Below are 17,001 nucleotides of genomic sequence, written 5' to 3' on the forward strand. Positions count from 1 at the left end.
GAACGCATTGGTGACAACCCCGATATCGTCCACTGTTGTGGCCGGCGACGGCTGCGCGTATAGTCTCCAGACTTACGAAAGTTTCTTATAAGAAACTTCGATCCGTAGAACGAACCCGTTTCGAAGGACATCACCGTGAACGCACAATCGATTCTTACCGACCTCGGCATCGCGAGCCTCGTGTCCGACGGCGACATGGCCGTCACATCCCCGATCACCGGCGAAGTCATCGGCCGGGTGAAGCAAAACACCACCGAAGATGTCGACGCCGCGCTCGGCGCCGCGCGCACCGCGTTCGCCACGTGGCGCAACGTGCCCGCGCCGCGCCGTGGCGAACTCGTGCGTCTGCTCGGCAATCGGCTGCGCGAGAAGAAGGAGGCGCTCGGCCGCCTGGTGTCGCTCGAAGCAGGCAAGATTCTTCAGGAAGGTCTCGGCGAAGTGCAGGAAATGATCGATATCTGCGATTTCGCCGTCGGCCTCTCGCGTCAGTTGTATGGTCTGACGATCGCGTCCGAACGCCCGGGCCATCGCATGGCGGAAACGTGGCATCCGTACGGCGTATGCACGATCATCTCGGCGTTCAATTTCCCGGTCGCGGTGTGGTCGTGGAACGCGGCACTCGCGCTTGTCTGCGGCAATGCGGTGGTGTGGAAGCCTTCCGAGAAAACGCCGCTCACCGCGCTCGCGGTCGATCGCATTCTGCGCGACGTCATCGATGAATTCGGTTCCGCGCCGGCGGGCCTCGCGTCGGTGATCATCGGCGGGCGCGATGTCGGCGCGGCGCTCGTCGCCGACAAGCGCTCCGATATCGTCAGCGCGACGGGCAGCACGGAAATGGGCCGCAAGGTCGGCGTCGCGGTCGCGCAGCGGTTCGGCCGCTCGATTCTCGAACTCGGCGGCAACAACGCGGGCATCGTCTCGCAGACGGCCAATCGCGATCTCGCGCTGCGCGGCATTCTGTTCTCGGCGGTCGGCACGGCGGGGCAGCGCTGCACGTCGCTGCGGCGTCTGTTCGTGCACGAAAGCATCTACGACGAAACCGTCGCGCGCCTGAAAGATCTTTACGCGAAAGTGCCCGTCGGCAATCCGCTGGAGCAGGGCGTGCTGATGGGCCCGCTCATCGACGTGCAGGCCTTTGCGCGCATGCAGGACGCGCTGGAGCAGGCGAAGGGCGAGGGCGGCAAGGTGTCCGGCGGCGAGCGCGTTGCCGTGAAGGGCCATGAAAACGGCTACTACGTGCGCCCGGCGCTGGTCGAAATGCCGTCGCAAACGGAAGTGGTGCTGAAGGAGACCTTCGCGCCGATCCTCTACGTGATGCGATACGCCGATTTCGATGAAGCCATCGCCGCGAACAACGCCAGCGCGCACGGCCTGTCGTCGTGCGCGTTCACGACCGACCTGCGCGAAGCGGAGCGGTTCCTGTCCGCGTCGGGCAGCGACTGCGGCATCGCCAACGTGAATATCGGGCCGAGCGGGGCGGAAATCGGCGGCGCGTTCGGCGGCGAGAAGGAAACGGGCGGCGGCCGCGAATCGGGCTCGGATGCGTGGAAGGCCTATATGCGCCGCGCGACAAACACGATCAACTATTCGTCGGAATTGCCGCTGGCGCAGGGCATCGACTTCAATCTGAGCTGAGGGTGACGTGACATCCAGCGTTGTCATCGTCGGTGGCGGGGTGATCGGCAGTTCGGTCGCGTATTTTCTGCGCGCGTCGGATCCGACAGTGCAGGTGACGGTGATCGAGCGCGATCCGACTTATGCGCGCTCGTCGTCGGCGCTGTCGGCGGCGTCGATCCGGCAGCAGTTCTCCACGCCGCTTTCCGTGCGTATGTCGCTGTTCGGCATCGACTTTCTTCGTTCGATCGGCGAGCGGCTCGAAGTGAACGGCGAACGGCCGTCGATCGATCTGCATGAAGGCGGCTATCTGTTCCTCGCAACCGCGGCGGGCGCGGACACGCTGCGCGACAACCACGCGCTGCAACGCGAACTCGGCGCGGACATCAGCCTGCTCGATTCCGCTCAACTGCGCGCGCGCTTTGCGTGGCTCAACACGGAAGACCTCGCAGCGGGCGCGTTCGGCGAAAGCGGCGAAGGCTGGTTCGATGGCTACGGTCTCGTGCAGGCGTTGCGCCGCAAGGCGCAGTCGCTCGGAGCGCGCTATGTGCCGACGGAAGTGGTCGGCATCGAGCGCGATGCGCATCGCGCGACGGCCGTGCGCGCGGCCAACGGCGAAACCTATTCGTGCGATGTCGTCGTGAACGCGGCGGGCGCATGGTCGCGCAGCGTCGCGGCGATGCTCGGCATCGACATCCCGGTGTATGCGCGGCGGCGCAGCATCTTCAACGTGTCGTCGCCGGCGAAGCTCGAGCGCGCGCCGTTGCTGATCGATCCGAGCGGCGTCTATTTCCGGCCCGAGGGGCGCACGTATCTATGCGGCACGTCGCCATCGGCGGATCACGATCCCGACGACCTGCCGCTCGACGAAGTCGACCATGCGCTCTTCGACGACGTGATCTGGCCGACGCTCGCGCATCGCGTGTCGGCGTTCGAGGCGCTGCGGGTCGAGCGCTGCTGGTCAGGTTATTACGAGTACAACGTGCTCGACCAGAACGCGATCATCGGCTGTCATCCCGACATCGACAATTGCATTTTCGCGAATGGATTCAGCGGTCACGGCCTGCAACAAGGTCCGGCGACGGGGCGCGGCGTGAGCGAATTGATTTTGCGTGGACGTTACGAAACGCTGGATTTATCGCCGCTCGACTGGACGCGCGTATTGGAAGGGCGGCCGATCATCGAAAAGAATGTCGTATAACTGTTAGAAGACTCGCATAAAGCAAGTCCATAATCGATCATTTAAGTCAGCCCGGTTCCGTACCGGGCATTTTTTTGGCTACTAAACAGATGAGCGGATTGATACCGGTCCGGTTTGCGTTTCGAACGGGCATTCTTATCATCATCGTCATGCAATCGGGCTGCGTCCATCAATGAAATCCACTAGGGCCAGCCGCCCTTAAGAGGCGCATTCTGGAACCATCAGACGCTTTTCGCGCTTCAACCGATAGGAGACGAACATGGAAGCCAGTACGAGCGCGCACTTTTACGCCTGGATCGACGACGGCGAAATCCCGCCGGACACGAGCGTGCATGTATCGCACCGTTCCAGCCAGGTATCCGCCGCGCCGGAATATGTCGCCGAGATTTGCGGGCGTTTTGGAAAAACCGAGGAGGAAAAAAACTCCTGTGTAATTCGCGGATATAACTGACGTACTAACACAGTGTTGCGCGCGTGACACGGTTTGTCGCGGCACACTTAAAACGCGTACCAGGATACGCATTACGCGATTCATGACGAGACTTCATGAAACGCGTAATGCCGGTTGATTTGAATCGGCATTGTAAATGTTGTGTGCGTTATCAAACGGAAATGCGTTGTTAATCGGCATTCGGCAGAACAAGCCCGCCCTGCGCGGGTTTTTTCATGCGTGGCGCGCTTAGCAGTCTTTGCTCGTCTCGGCGGCGCGCGCCCGCCGATGGCACAATCGCTCGCTGACGCAGGCAAATCAGGAGCAAAGGTGGCGAATCTGGATCTGGACAATCCGTTTCTCGAAGCGCTCGGCGCGACCTTCACGGAATGGCGCGCGGGCTATGCCGAATTCCTGATGCCCATCCACGCGGGGCACCTCAACCGCCAGCGCATCCTGCAAGGCGGCGCGATCGCCACGCTGCTGGACGCGGCCTGCGGCTACGCGGGCCTTTTCACGACGGGCGCGACGCCCGTGCACGGCTTCACGCTCTCGCTCACCGTGAATTATCTCGATCGCGGCATCGGCGACAAGGTCGTCGCGAAAGGGTTTCTGGAGCGGCAGGGACGCTCCGTGTACTTCGCGCGCGGCGAGGCGTGGGTCGACGATCGCGTGATGATCGCGAGCGCGCAGGGCACCTTCAAGTACGCGCGCTGAGCGCGGCACGCCCGACGATGGCTACGCGAAATCTTCTCAGACGGCTCGATCTCACGACGCTGCAGCTCTTTCTCGCCGTGTTCGAGGAAGGCACGCTGACGCGCGCGGCGGAACGCGAAGCGATCGCGGTATCGGCGGCGAGCAAGCGGCTGCTCGAACTGGAGCAGGCGGTGGGCGCGGTGCTGTTCGAGCGCAAGGCGCGCGGCATGGCCTTGACGCCGGCCGGCGAAACGCTGCTGCATCACGCGCGGCGCGTGTTGCGCGATGTCGAGAACATCGGCATCGAACTGGCGGAGCATGCGAGCGGCGTGCGCGGCTATGTGCGAATGATGGCGAACCTGTCGGCGATCGTCGAATTCCTGCCGGAAGACCTGCGCGCGTTTCTCTCCGTGCACGATCTGATCAAGATCGATCTGGAGGAGCGGCCGAGCGGCGGCATCGTGGAGGGCGTGGCCGACAGTCTCGTCGATCTCGGCATCTGCTCCGGCGATGCCGATACGCGCGGTCTCGAAACTGCGCACTATCGGCACGACCGGCTTTGCATCGTGACGCCGGGGAATCATCCGCTCGCGCATCGCGACAGTGTGGCGTTCGCGGACACGCTCGAATTCGATCATATCGGTCTGCATTCGGCGAGTTCGATCAACATGCGTACACATCTCGCGGCGCGGCAGGCGGGGCGGGCGCTGCGGCTGCGCATCCATGTGCCGGGCTTCGATGCCGTTTGCCGGATGGTGCAGGCGGGGATGGGGGTCGGAGTGCTGCCGCAGCAGGTGTTCGAGGCGATGGGGCGTCAGTTGGGCCTTGCCGCCGTGCCGCTCGATGAGGAATGGGCCGCGCGCAGTCTCGTGATCGTGGTGCGCGATTCGGGCGCGCTTTCGCCCGTGAGCCGGCTGTTGTTCGATCATCTGCGGACCATCGAAGCGCGCACCTAGCTTTCAGCAGTGCGACGAGCGTTCGCGTTTCACGAACGATCCTTGCCGAAATGCGGTTGGACGCACCCCAGCGTTCGCCAATAAGCTTGTTTCCACGATATTCAGACGGAGACAAGCAACATGAGCGGACCCCTCCAGGGCATTCGCGTAATCGAAATCGGCACCCTCATCGCCGCGCCTTTCGCCGCGCGCATGCTGGCCGAGTTCGGCGCGGAAGTCATCAAGATCGAAACGCCCAACGGCGGCGACCCGTTGCGCAAATGGCGCAAGCTCCACGAGGGCACCTCGCTCTGGTGGTATCTGCAATCGCGCAACAAGAAGTCGGTCTGCGTGAACCTCAAGTCCCCCGAAGGCGCGGATGTCATCAAGCGTCTCGCCGCGGACGCCGACATCGTCATCGAAAACATGCGCCCCGGCGCGCTCGAAAAGCTCGGCCTCGGCTGGGACGTGCTGCACGCGATCAATCCGAAGCTCACGATGGTCCGCATCTCCGGTTACGGTCAGACCGGCCCGTACCGCGACCGTCCGGGCTTCGGCGCGATCGGCGAGGCGATGGGCGGCATCCGCTACACGACCGGCGACGCCGAAGGGCTGCCCGCGCGCGTCGGCGTGAGTCTCGGCGATTCGCTGGCGTCGCTGCATGGCGTGATCGGTGCGCTGATGTCGGTGCTGCGCGTGAAGACCGGACAGGGCGATGGCCAGGTGGTCGACGTGTCGCTCGTCGAAAGCGTCTTCAATCTGATGGAAAGCCTCGTGCCCGAATACGACCTGCTCGGTCACGTGCGCGAGCGCAGCGGCGGAGCGCTGCCGGGCATCGCGCCATCGAACACGTATCGCACGGAAGACGGCGGTTTCGTCGTGATCGCGGGCAATAGCGACCCGATCTACAAACGCCTGATGAACCTGATCGGCCGCGCCGATCTCGCCGACGATCCCGCGCTCGCTCACAACGACGGCCGCGTGAAGCAGAGCGCGATGCTCGACGAAGCGATCACCGCGTGGACCTCGCATCACGCGATGGACGACGTGCTCGCGATTCTCGAGCGCGAGGAAGTGCCGGCGGGGCGCATCTACTCGGTCGCGGACATCGTCGACGATGCGCACTATCAAGCGCGCGACATGCTGCTGCGGGCGGATTTGCCGGGCGGCGCTTCGGTAAAGATGCCGGGCATCGTGCCGAAACTCTCCGATACGCCCGGCGAAGTGCGCTGGCAAGGTCCGGCGCTCGGCGAGCACACGCAAGCGGTGCTGGAATCCCTCGGCTTTGGCGCCGATGAGGTGCAACGGCTGCGTGCCGAAGGAGCCGTGCAATGAGCGACGCATACAGCGAAGCGCTGATCGTTCAGGAAGTCGCGCCGCGCGACGGCTTGCAGATCGAAAAGCAATGGGTCGAGACGGAAGACAAGATCGCGCTGATCGACGGCCTCTCGGCGTGCGGATTCTCGCGCATCGAGGCGGGCTCGTTCGTATCGCCCAAGGCGATTCCCGCGCTGCGCGACGGCGATGCGGTGTTCAACGGCATCCGGCGCGGCCAGGGCGTGATCTATGTTGCGCTCGTGCCGAACGTGAAGGGCGCCGAACGCGCGCTCGCCGCCAGCGCCGACGAACTGAACCTCGTGATGTCCGCGAGCCAGACGCACAACCGCGCCAACATGCGGATGAGCTGCGAGTCGTCGCTGGCCGGTTTCGGCGATATCGTGCGGCTCGTTCAGGACGCGCCCTATCGGGTTTCGCTGAACGCAACCGTCGCCACGGCGTTCGGCTGTCCGTTCGAAGGGCGCATCGACGAGGATCGTGTGGTGTCGATCGCGCGGACCTATCGCGAGATGGGCATCGCCGGCATCACGCTCGCCGATACGACCGGCATGGCGAATCCGCGTCAGGTCGCGAGGCTCGTCGCGCGCGTGCTCGAATACGTGCCGTCCGCTGACCTGACGCTGCATTTCCACAACACGCGCGGCCTCGGTCTCGCCAATGTGCTCGCCGCCTACGACGCGGGCGCACGCCGTTTCGACGCCGCGCTCGGCGGTCTCGGCGGCTGTCCGTTCGCGCCGGGTGCATCGGGAAACATCTGCACCGAAGACCTCGTGAACCTGTGCGACGAGATGGGCATTCCGACGGGCGTCGATCTGCAGAAGCTGATCGCGCTGTCGCGCACGTTGCCTGCGCTCGTCGGGCATGAAGTGTCAGGACAAGTCGCGAAGGCGGGACGCAATTGCGATCTGCATCCGGTGCCCGAGTACGCGCGGGCCATCTGAACCACGACACCAGAACAATTATTGGAGACAACCATGAGCGATCTAAGCGTAGGCACGGCAGACAAGCCGCAGGCTTTCCAGAACACCGCGGACATCATTCGCAAGGTGGCGTGGCGGCTGATGCCGCTCATCATGCTGTGCTATCTCTTCGCGTTCTTCGACCGCATCAACATCAGCTTCGCGAAATTTCAGCTACAAAGCTCGCTCGGCTTTTCCGACACGGCCTACGGCCTCGGCGCGAGCCTTTTCGTGATCGGCTATGTGATCTTCGAAGTGCCGAGCAACATGCTGCTGTACAAGGTGGGCGCGCGCCGCTGGATCGCGCGCATCATGATTTCGTGGGGCATCGCGACCGCGCTGATGGTCTTCGTGCAGACGGAATGGCAGTTCTACGGGCTGCGCTTCATCATCGGCGCGATGGAAGCGGGCTTCGCGCCGGGCGTGCTGTACTACCTGACGCTGTGGTTTCCGGCGAGCTATCGCGGACGCATCACGTCGCTGCTGTTTCTCGCGTCGGCGTTCTCGGGACTCGTGGGCGCGCCGCTTTCCGGGCTCGTGCTCGGCCATATGGACGGCGTGTTCGGCATTGCAGGCTGGCACTGGCTGTTCCTGCTCGGCGGCCTGCCGTGCATACTGCTCGGCGTGCTGGTGCTGAAGGTGCTGAAGGACCGCATCGATGACGCCACGTGGCTCACGGGCGCGGAGAAGACGTACCTGAAGAGCCAGATTTCGACGCAAAGCCAGCACACGGACACGGGCCATTCGCTGTTCGGCGCGATCAAGACGCCCGGCTTTCTGATGCTCGGCCTGATCTACTTCCTGATTCAGATCGCGTCGTACGGGCTGAACTTCTGGGCACCGCATCTGATCCGCGCGGCGGGCACGCAGAATCCGACGATCATCGGTCTGCTGACGGCGGTGCCGTACATCTGCGGCGCGATCTGCATGGTGGTGGTCGGCCGCATGTCGGACCGATCGGGCGAGCGTCGCAAGTTCGTCGCGACGCTGCTCGTGATGGCCGCGGTCGGCTTCTTCGCGGCGGGCATCTTCGACAAGCAGACGACGCTGCTCATCGCCGCGCTCGGCGTGATGGGCGCGGGCGTGATCGCATCGATCCCGGCGTTCTGGGCGCTGCCGCCGAAGCTTTTGACCGGCGCGGGCGCGGCGGGCGGCATCGCGTTGATCAACACGCTGGGGCAATTGGGCGGCATCGTCAGTCCGGTGATGGTGGGCCGGATTCGCGACACGATGGGCAGCACGACGCCCGCGCTGTATGCGATCGGCGCGATGAGCGTGCTGTGTGCGCTGTTATTGCTGTTCGGGTTGCCGCAATCGCTCAGGCAGCGCGATCATTCGGAGCATCAGGCCTGACGCGACGGCTGCTTCGAATGTAAAAGCGCACGGCGGAATTTCTTCCGCCGTGCGCTTTTTACATCATGCGTCGCGCTTCAACCCTTCCACGTCCACTCACGAATCTCGTCGCGGTCGATGCCTTCCTCATGCGCGTACCGCACGCTCTCGATAATCTGATTCTTGAGCCATTCCTTCGTATGCGCGCTGCTGCCCGCGATGCGCGGCACCCGGTCGATCACGTCGATCGCGAGCGTATAGCGGTCCACGCCATTGATGATCGCGAGTTCGAACGGCGTGTTGATGTTGCCGCGCTCGCGATAGCCGTGCACGTGCATGTTCGCGTGATTCGTGCGGTTGTAGGTGAGCTTGTGCACGAGCGACGCATACGAATGGAAGTTGAAGATCACCGGCTTGTCGCGCGTGAAGATCGAATCGAAATCGCGATGCGAAAGCCCATGCGGATGTTCGGTGTCCGGCAATAGCCTGAACAGGTCGACCACGTTGACGAAACGGATCTTCAGATCGGCGCAGTTCGCCTTGAGGATTTCGACGGCGGCGAGCGCTTCCATCGTGGCGATATCGCCCGCGCACGCGATCACGACGTCCGGCTCCTGGCCCTGATCGGTCGACGCCCAGTCCCAGATGCCGATGCCCTTCGCGCAATGCACGATGGCGTCGCGCATGCTCAGATACTGCAAATGCGGCTGCTTGTCCGCGACGATCACGTTGACGTAATCACGCGAACGCAGGCAATGGTCCGCCACGCTCAGCAGGCAGTTCGCATCCGGCGGCAGATAGATGCGTACGACGCCCGGACTCTTGTTCGTGACGACATCGAGAAAACCGGGGTCCTGATGCGTGAAGCCGTTGTGATCCTGCCGCCACACGAGCGACGTGATGAGCAGGTTGATCGACGGCACCGGCTTGCGCCAGTCCAGCTCGGTCTTGGCCTTTTCGAGCCATTTCGCGTGCTGGTTGAACATCGAGTCGATCACGTGCACGAAGGCTTCGTAGGTCGCGAAGAGGCCGTGGCGGCCCGTCAGCACGTAACCTTCGAACCAGCCTTCGAGCGTGTGTTCGGAGAGCATCTCCATCACGCGGCCATCGATGGACAACGCGCCGCCGTCCGCGTCTTCGGGCAGCGTCTGCGCGAGCCAGCGTTTGCCCGACGCTTCGTACACGCCATCGAGCTTGTTGCTCGCGGTCTCGTCCGGGCCGAAGAGACGGAAGCTCGTCATGTTGCGGCGGATCACCTCGCGCAGGAAGATGGCGAGCACGGCGGTCGGCGATTGATAGACGTTCGCGACGCGCTTGAACTCGAACGCGTAATCGCGGATGTCCGGCATGTCGAGCGATTGCCGCAACAGGCCGCCGTTCGCGTGCGGATTCGCGCTGATGCGCCGCGTGCCCTCGGGCGCGAGCGCGCGCAACGATTCGATCAGGCGGCCGTCTTCATCGAACAGGGCTTCGGGCTGGTAGCTGCGCAGCCACTTTTCCAGCAACGCGAGGTTGCGATGGTTGCTGGCGGGATCGGCGATCGGCACCTGATGTGAACGCCAGAAATCCTCGACCTTGTGACCATCGACTTCCTTCGGGCCGGTCCAGCCTTTCGGCGTGCGCAGGACGATCATGGGCCAGCGCGGGCGCGTCACGTTGTCCGGATGCGCGCGCGCGTTCGCCTGAATCGCGCGGATATCGGCGATGCAGCGTTCGAGCGTCGCGGCCATGCGCTGGTGCATCGCTTCGGGCTCGTCGCCTTCGACGAAATGCGGCGCGTAGCCGTAGCCCTTGAAGAGCGCTTCGAGCTCGTCGTGCGGAATGCGCGCGAGGATCGTCGGATTGGCGATCTTGTAGCCGTTCAGATGGAGGATCGGCACCACCGCGCCGTCGGTCGCGGGATTGAGGAACTTGTTCGAATGCCACGACGTGGCGAGCGGGCCGGTTTCCGCCTCGCCGTCGCCGACGACCGTCGCGACGATCAGATCAGGATTGTCGAACGCCGCGCCGAACGCATGCGAGAGGCTATAGCCGAGCTCGCCGCCTTCATGAATCGATCCCGGCGTCTCCGGCGTGCAATGCGAGCCGATGCCGCCCGGCGACGAAAACGCGCGAAAGAGCCTGAGCATGCCGCGCTCGTCGGCGCTGCGGTCGGGATAGATTTCCGAATAGTGGCCTTCGAGCCAGGAGTTGGCGAGCGTCGCGGGCGCGCCGTGGCCCGGACCGGAAACGAACAGCACGTTGAGATCGTCGCGCCGGATCAGGCGGTTCAGATGCACCCACACGAACGACTGGCCCGGGTCCGAACCCCAATGGCCGAGCAGACGCCGCTTGATGTGCCCGGGCTGGAGCGGCTCGCGCAGCAGCGGATTCGCGCGCAGGTAGATCATGCCGACCGAGAGATAGTTGCAGGCACGCCAGTACGCATCGATCCTGGCGAGCAGATCGGGGTCGAGAGGCATCGGCGGGGCGGTCGTGGCGGTGACGTCGTCGTTCAATTGCTTCTCCTTCGAGTGAGAGGATTGGTCGAGCGTCGTGCGCGGGATCGAATCCCGCGCGTGTGTCAATGATCGGAGGTGTTTGTGGCGTTTTGGTTGCAGGGCGCGCGCGCGACGCGCAGCGGAATATCTTATCGGCGATCCTGCGATGAATGAGCCGGGTGCGTCACTCCATCGCGCTTTGGCGGAGGTCGTAATCCATCAGCAGCGCGCGGTTGTCCTGCCACATGCCGACATAGTGGACCATGAAGCTGTCCGGACGGCGGTAGATCCACGGCGTGTTGATGTCGATGAATGACGACACTGTCAGGTCCGGCCGTTCCTCGAACGCGCGGATGAAGTAGTGTTGATCGCCACGGCTCGCGTAGACATTCGACTTGTCTTCCAGCTTCGCGCACTCATCGATCACGCGGGCAAACGCGTCATAGTTTTGCTGATTGCACTGAAAGCCCATGATGCCGGAGTTGAAGTCCCACGTTCCCATGTCGCGCGCGAGGACGGTTTCGCGCCCGTGCGTGAATGGTTCGAGCCGCTGGTTCATGTCGTTGATGAGCACATCTGCGTCGAGCCAGAACACCCATTGATGATTCGGCAGATATTCGCGCAGCAGCGCGGCCTTGAACCAGTTGCCGGCGGTCTTGCCGTCGTTCAGACGCGCCGGAATGTCGCGATGAACGTAAAGCGTGTAGCCCTGACGCTCGCAGTAGCGCCTCAAGTTCGCCTCCGCGATACGTCCGTAACGCGTGATGTTCGGCGTATAAAGCGTGACGATCGCGATCGGCCGGTGCGGCTGGTAGACGTTGTGCGTTTCAGTTTCGCGCACGCCGGTGTCGGTCAGCGTGAGATAGGGCAGGCGGCGCACGTGGCATTCGTTGATGTGCTCGACGAGCGCCGTACGAAACCGCCGATGCTGTTTTTCGTCGCGAATGCTGATGGAGAACACCTGCCACGATGCCCAGACGCTTTCGAGGTTGGTCGCGGCCGGAATGACGACGCACACATCGCCGATGCGATGCTGTTGCGGGCATGCGTCGAAAGCATGCAGTAGTTCCCCCTCGCGTTCGGGCAGCACGACCCCGAAACGGCAACGGCTGACGAGATCCGCGACCTTCTCACGGACCGTCTGCGTGTTGCGGAACATGAGGACGTCGGTTTGCGGCAAATCGGAATCGCTGCAAGCGAGGAGCCAGTCGCGGCCAGCCATGAGGTCGGGCAAGGGCATCGACCGCAGAATGGCTGCGTTCTCGCTCAGCAGCATCACGATTTCATTGGATTGGGCCTGTTCGAGTTGGCGCAGGAGCGTTTCGTACTTGTAGACCCAGCGGATTTCGTTGCTGCTGCCGGACAGATCCGAAAGGTCGATCTCGACGTGCCGGTAAGCGTGCTCGCGCGCGTAGTGGCGATGGTTGATGAGCGCGGCGGGCGCGCGGTCGAACAGAAGGCTGATGACGATCATGAAATCTGCGGGTGAATGGAAATTGCGCTTCGGCGGATGCCGCGTCGACGCGCGGAGGCACGTCCAGACAGGCGAACCTCCAAGCATCGCCGGAACAACGCATTGTTCAGATGGGAACTGTCCTAAAACCGCATGCAATACGCTGTTTCTCAAGCGCTCATAGAATGTCGAATGACCCGAAAATCCGCTTCCGCGACTGACGCCCTGCAGGGCTTCCATCCCGCTGTCGCCGGCTGGTTCCGTGCACGCTTTGCCGCGCCGACCGCCGCGCAGGCGCGCGCGTGGCCGCTCGTCCACGCGCGCCGCTCGACACTCGTTGCCGCGCCGACGGGCTCGGGCAAGACGCTCACCGCGTTTCTCGCGGCCATTGACGAACTCGTGCGCGACGGCATCGCGCTCGGCGGGGCGCTGCCGGACGAGACGCGCGTGGTGTATGTGTCGCCGCTGAAGGCGCTGTCGAACGACATTCATGTGAATCTGGAGGCGCCGCTCGCGGGCATCGCGCAGACGCTGCGGGATGCCGGCGTGGCCGCGCCCGAGATTCGCGCGGCCGTGCGTACCGGCGACACGACGCAGCAGGAACGCAATGCGGTCAAAAAGCGGCCGCCGCACATTCTCGTGACGACACCGGAATCGCTCTACGTGCTGCTTTGCTCCGATTCGGGCCGCGCGATGCTTTCGACCACGCGCACCGTGATCGTCGACGAAATTCACGCCGTCGCGGGCAGCAAGCGCGGCTCGCACCTGAGCCTGTCGCTCGCGCGGCTCGACGCGCTGTGCGAGGACGCGGGCGGGCGGCGTCCGGTGCGCGTCGGACTGTCGGCGACGCAAAAGCCTGTCGAACTCGTCGCGAAGTTTCTCGTCGGCGACCATGAATCGTGCGAAATCGTCGATGTCGGCCATGTCCGCGCGCGCGATCTCGCGCTCGAAATCCCGCCGATGCCGCTCGAAGCGATCATGTCGAACGACATGTGGGAGCGCGTCTACGACCGGCTCGCCGAACTGTCCGCGCAGCATCGCACGACGCTCGTCTTCGTCAACACGCGGCGCATGGCCGAGCGCGCGGCGCGGCATCTGACCGAGCGCCTCGGCAAGGAAGCGGTCGCGGCGCATCACGGCAGCCTCGCGCGCGAACATCGGCTGGAGGCGGAGCAACGCCTGAAGCGCGGCGAATTGCGGGTGCTGATCGCCACCGCTTCGCTGGAACTGGGCATCGATATCGGCGATGTCGATCTCGTCTGCCAGATCGGTTCGCCCGGCTCGATCGGCGGGTTTTTGCAGCGCGTCGGGCGCTCGGGGCATCAGGTCGGTGGCGTGCCGAAAGGGCGGCTTTTTCCGACCTCGCGCGACGATCTGATCGAATGCGCGGCGCTGCTCGACTGCGTGCGGCGCGGCGAACTCGACGCACTGACGATCCCGCGCGCGCCGCTCGACGTGCTCGCGCAGCAGATCACCGCCGAAGTCGCGTGCCGCGAGTGGGGCGAGGACGAACTATTCGAGCGCGTCACGCGCGCATTTCCGTACGCGACGCTCGACCGCGCCCATTACGACGCCGTGCTGCGCACGCTCGCGGAAGGCTACACGGGACGTCAGGGCGTGCGCGCCGCGTATGTGCATCGCGATGCCGTCTCGCGCACGCTGCGCGGCCGGCGCGGCGGCAAGCTGACGGCGGTGACCTCGGGCGGCGCAATCCCCGACAACGCCGACTTCGCCGTGATCCTCGAACCGCAGGGCTTGCAGATCGGAACGGTGAACGAGGATTTCGCCGTCGAGAGCCTCGCGGGCGATATCTTCCAGCTCGGCAATACGTCGTACCGGATCATGCGCGTGGAAGGCGGGCGCGTGCGCGTCGAGAACGCCAACGGCCAGCCGCCGAATATCCCGTTCTGGCTCGGCGAAGCGCCGGGCCGCAGCGATGAGCTTTCTCACGCGATCGCGCGGCTGCGCGGCGAGATGGACGCGCGGCTCGCGCAAGGCAGCGTCGACGAAACCATCGCGTGGCTCGCGCAGGCGTGCGGCATCGGCGTGGAGGCGGCGCGGCAGATCGTCGATTATCTGGCGCGTTCACGCGCTGCGCTGACGGTGCTGCCGACACAGGACACGCTCGTCATGGAGCGCTTCTTCGACGAATCCGGCGGCACGCAACTCGTCATCCACGCGCCGTTCGGCAGTCGCGTGAACCGCGCGTGGGGTCTCGCGCTGCGCAAGCGCTTTTGCCGCACGTTCAATTTCGAGTTGCAGGCGGCCGCCACCGAGGACGCGATCGTGCTGTCGCTGACGGGCAGCCACAGCTTCGCGCTCGACGAGGTGTGGCGTTATCTGAAATCGGCGACGGCGGAACATATGCTGATTCAGGCCTTGCTCGACGCGCCGTTGTTCGGCGTGCGCTGGCGCTGGAACGCGACCAATGCGCTCGCGCTGCCGCGCTACACGGGCGGGCGCAGGGTCGCGCCGCAACTGCAGCGCATGAAAAGCGAGGATCTGCTCGCGGCGGTGTTTCCGGATCAGGTCGCATGCGCCGAGAATCTCGCGGGCGAGCGCGACGTGCCGGCGCATCCGCTCGTCGAGCAGACCATCGACGATTGCCTGCACGACGCGATGGACAGCGACGGCTGGCTCGCACTGCTGCGACGCATCGAAGCGGGCGAGGTGCGGCTCGTCACGCGCGAATTGCCCGCGCCGTCGCCGCTCGCCGCCGAAATCCTGTCGGCGAAGCCGTACGCATTCCTCGACGATGCGCCGCTCGAAGAGCGCCGCACGCAGGCCGTGCTCGCGCGCCGCTGGAGCGATCCGCAATCGGCGGACGATCTCGGCGCGCTCGATCTCGAAGCGATCGCGAGCGTGCGCGAGGAAGCGTGGCCCGAAGTCACGAGCGCCGATGAAATGCACGAGGCGCTGACGACGCTCGCCTGCATCTCCGAAGCAGAAGCGCAGCGCAGCCCGCAATGGATGGCGTGGCTCGACGCCCTGGCGCAATCGGGCCGCGCAGCCCGGTTGCAGATTGCGGAGCACGACGCGCTGTGGACGCCCGTCGAGCGGCTCGCCTGCGCGCGCGCCGTCTACGAGCACGCGCCGATGCATCCGCCGCTGCACCCGCCGCCCGGCTTCGACGAAGCCTGGGCGCCCGATGACGCGCTCGTCGAAGTCGTGCGCGCGCGGCTATCGGGCTTCGGGCCGCTGACGGTGCCGGAGATCGCGCGGCCGCTCGCGCTGCCGGCATCGGCGATCGCGCTCGCGTTGACGCGGCTCGAAACGCAGGGCTATGTGATGCGCGGACGGTTCACGCCGGGCGCGCAGGTCGAGCAATGGTGCGAGCGGCATTTGCTCGCGCGGATTCATCGCTATACGGTGCGGCGGCTGCGTCGCGAGATCGAACCGGTCGAGCGGCAGGATTTCATGCGCTTCCTGCTCGAATGGCAGCGCGTCGCGCCCGACGCGCACGGCGAAGGCCGCGATGCGCTCGGCGCCGTGCTCGAACAGCTCGAAGGCTTCGAGGCGCCGGCCGTCGCGTGGGAAGACGAGATTCTGCCGGCGCGCATCGCCGACTATTCGGGGAGCTGGCTCGACGAGCTCTGCCGCGCGGGCAAGCTCGTATGGACGCGCCCCGCGGGACGTTCACGCGCGGCGGGCGGTCCGGTGCGCGGCACGCCGATCGTGCTGCTGCCGCGCCGTCATCTCGATGCGTGGAACGCGCTGATGTCCGCCGATGAAGCGCCACGTCTCTCATCGCGCGCCGAGCGTGTCTTCGACGCGCTGAACACCCACGGCGCGATGTTCTTCGACGAACTCCTCGCCGATGCGCGTCTGCTGCGCACGGAACTCGAAGATGCGCTCGGCGAGCTGGTATCGCTCGGACTCGTCAATGCGGATAGTTTCGCGGGCCTGCGCGCGCTGCTCGCGCCGGCGGCGAAACGCAACGCCTTCGCGCGCCGTCCACGGCGCGGCGGCCTCTTCATCGGAGGAATGGACGACGCGGGACGCTGGGCGCTTCTGCGCCGCGCGAAGCACGACGACGCGCGCGGGGAAAGCGACATCGAGCATGTCGCGCTGACGTTGCTGCGGCGCTATGGCGTCGTGTTCTGGCGTCTGCTGGAGCGCGAGGCGCAATGGCTGCCGCCGTGGCGCGACCTGCTGCGCGTGTATCACCGGCTGGAAGCGCGCGGCGAGATTCGCGGCGGGCGCTTCGTCGCCGGGCTGGCCGGCGAGCAGTTCGCGCTGCCCGACGCGGTGCCGCTATTGCGCGACATGCGCAAGCGGCCGAAGGACGGCGTGCTCGTCGCGCTCTCGGCGGTCGATCCGCTCAATCTCGTCGGCACGCTGCTGCCGGGTGAAAAGGTGCCGGCGCTCGCGGGCAATCGCGTGCTGTATCTCGATGGCGTGGCGGTTGGCGCGGTGATCGCGGGCAAGACGCGTTATTTCGGCGATGTCGAAGGGGAAGGGCGCGAGCGAGTGCGTCTCGCGCTCGTCAAGCGCTCGGCGCGTTCGCTCGGGAGTTCGGTGGCAGGCGGGATGACGGGCGCCGGCGTGCCGGCGCGCCATTGA

The 17,001-nt window shown here is 65.0% G+C and carries 11 protein-coding genes; 9 read left to right on the forward strand and 2 right to left on the reverse strand.

The window, feature by feature from the left end; translation table 11 throughout:
• Positions 1 to 135: 135 nt before the first annotated feature.
• From amaB to BTHE68_RS16445, 8 genes are all read left to right on the forward strand, one after another.
• The gene (gene amaB / locus BTHE68_RS16410; protein WP_162067376.1) at positions 136 to 1,635 is read left to right on the forward strand and encodes an L-piperidine-6-carboxylate dehydrogenase; all 1,500 of its coding nucleotides are present in this window, start codon (positions 136 to 138) and stop codon (positions 1,633 to 1,635) included.
• Positions 1,636 to 1,642: 7 nt separating this feature from the next.
• Complete coding sequence (locus tag BTHE68_RS16415) at positions 1,643 to 2,815, forward strand: NAD(P)/FAD-dependent oxidoreductase (protein ID WP_162067377.1); 1,173 nt, start codon at positions 1,643 to 1,645, stop codon at positions 2,813 to 2,815.
• Between the two features lie 259 nt (positions 2,816 to 3,074).
• Positions 3,075 to 3,266 (forward strand): hypothetical protein, encoded by a 192-nt coding sequence (locus tag BTHE68_RS16420; protein WP_061174709.1) that lies wholly within the window; start codon positions 3,075 to 3,077, stop codon positions 3,264 to 3,266.
• A 309-nt stretch (positions 3,267 to 3,575) separates the two neighbouring features.
• Positions 3,576 to 3,962, forward strand: a complete 387-nt coding sequence (locus BTHE68_RS16425) for a PaaI family thioesterase (protein ID WP_162067378.1) — start codon at positions 3,576 to 3,578, stop codon at positions 3,960 to 3,962.
• Positions 3,963 to 3,979: 17 nt separating this feature from the next.
• Complete coding sequence (locus BTHE68_RS16430; RefSeq protein ID WP_162067379.1) at positions 3,980 to 4,897, forward strand: LysR family transcriptional regulator; 918 nt, start codon at positions 3,980 to 3,982, stop codon at positions 4,895 to 4,897.
• Between the two features lie 120 nt (positions 4,898 to 5,017).
• Positions 5,018 to 6,211 carry a CaiB/BaiF CoA transferase family protein gene (locus BTHE68_RS16435; RefSeq protein ID WP_162067380.1) on the forward strand — a complete coding sequence of 398 codons (1,194 nt, stop codon included), beginning with the start codon at positions 5,018 to 5,020 and terminating at the stop codon, positions 6,209 to 6,211.
• Positions 6,208 to 7,155 (forward strand): hydroxymethylglutaryl-CoA lyase, encoded by a 948-nt coding sequence (locus BTHE68_RS16440; protein ID WP_162067381.1) that lies wholly within the window; start codon positions 6,208 to 6,210, stop codon positions 7,153 to 7,155. Before BTHE68_RS16435 ends, BTHE68_RS16440 begins: the two co-directional genes overlap by 4 nt.
• 33 nt (positions 7,156 to 7,188) lie before the next feature.
• Positions 7,189 to 8,526 carry an MFS transporter gene (locus BTHE68_RS16445; protein ID WP_162067382.1) on the forward strand — a complete coding sequence of 446 codons (1,338 nt, stop codon included), beginning with the start codon at positions 7,189 to 7,191 and terminating at the stop codon, positions 8,524 to 8,526.
• Between the two features lie 77 nt (positions 8,527 to 8,603).
• Here the strand turns inward: BTHE68_RS16445 and BTHE68_RS16450 are convergent, their stop codons facing one another.
• Positions 8,604 to 10,967: a phosphoketolase family protein gene (locus tag BTHE68_RS16450; RefSeq protein ID WP_162068224.1), complete on the reverse strand. Its 2,364-nt coding sequence runs from the start codon at positions 10,965 to 10,967 to the stop codon at positions 8,604 to 8,606.
• A gap of 202 nt (positions 10,968 to 11,169) precedes the next feature.
• Positions 11,170 to 12,459, reverse strand: coding sequence for a glycosyltransferase family protein (locus BTHE68_RS16455; protein ID WP_162067383.1), 1,290 nt, complete (start codon positions 12,457 to 12,459; stop codon positions 11,170 to 11,172).
• A 171-nt stretch (positions 12,460 to 12,630) separates the two neighbouring features.
• Between BTHE68_RS16455 and BTHE68_RS16460 the strand changes: the two genes are divergently transcribed.
• Positions 12,631 to 17,001, forward strand: coding sequence for an Lhr family helicase (locus BTHE68_RS16460; RefSeq protein ID WP_162067384.1), 4,371 nt, complete (start codon positions 12,631 to 12,633; stop codon positions 16,999 to 17,001).

The sequence above is a fragment of the Burkholderia sp. THE68 genome, assembly GCF_009938265.1.
Classification (GTDB): domain Bacteria; phylum Pseudomonadota; class Gammaproteobacteria; order Burkholderiales; family Burkholderiaceae; genus Caballeronia.

Bases quoted from the DNA above. Each gene is read 5' to 3' on its own strand.
- BTHE68_RS16420 (WP_061174709.1), top strand. From the start codon at position 3,075: ATGGAAGCCAGTACGAGCGCGCACTTTTACGCCTGGATCGACGACGGC.
- BTHE68_RS16430 (WP_162067379.1), top strand. From the start codon at position 3,980: ATGGCTACGCGAAATCTTCTCAGACGGCTCGATCTCACGACGCTGCAG.
- BTHE68_RS16435 (WP_162067380.1), top strand. From the start codon at position 5,018: ATGAGCGGACCCCTCCAGGGCATTCGCGTAATCGAAATCGGCACCCTC.
- BTHE68_RS16440 (WP_162067381.1), top strand. From the start codon at position 6,208: ATGAGCGACGCATACAGCGAAGCGCTGATCGTTCAGGAAGTCGCGCCG.
- BTHE68_RS16445 (WP_162067382.1), top strand. From the start codon at position 7,189: ATGAGCGATCTAAGCGTAGGCACGGCAGACAAGCCGCAGGCTTTCCAG.
- BTHE68_RS16450 (WP_162068224.1), bottom strand. From the start codon at position 10,967: ATGCCTCTCGACCCCGATCTGCTCGCCAGGATCGATGCGTACTGGCGT.
- BTHE68_RS16455 (WP_162067383.1), bottom strand. From the start codon at position 12,459: ATGATCGTCATCAGCCTTCTGTTCGACCGCGCGCCCGCCGCGCTCATC.
- BTHE68_RS16460 (WP_162067384.1), top strand. From the start codon at position 12,631: ATGACCCGAAAATCCGCTTCCGCGACTGACGCCCTGCAGGGCTTCCAT.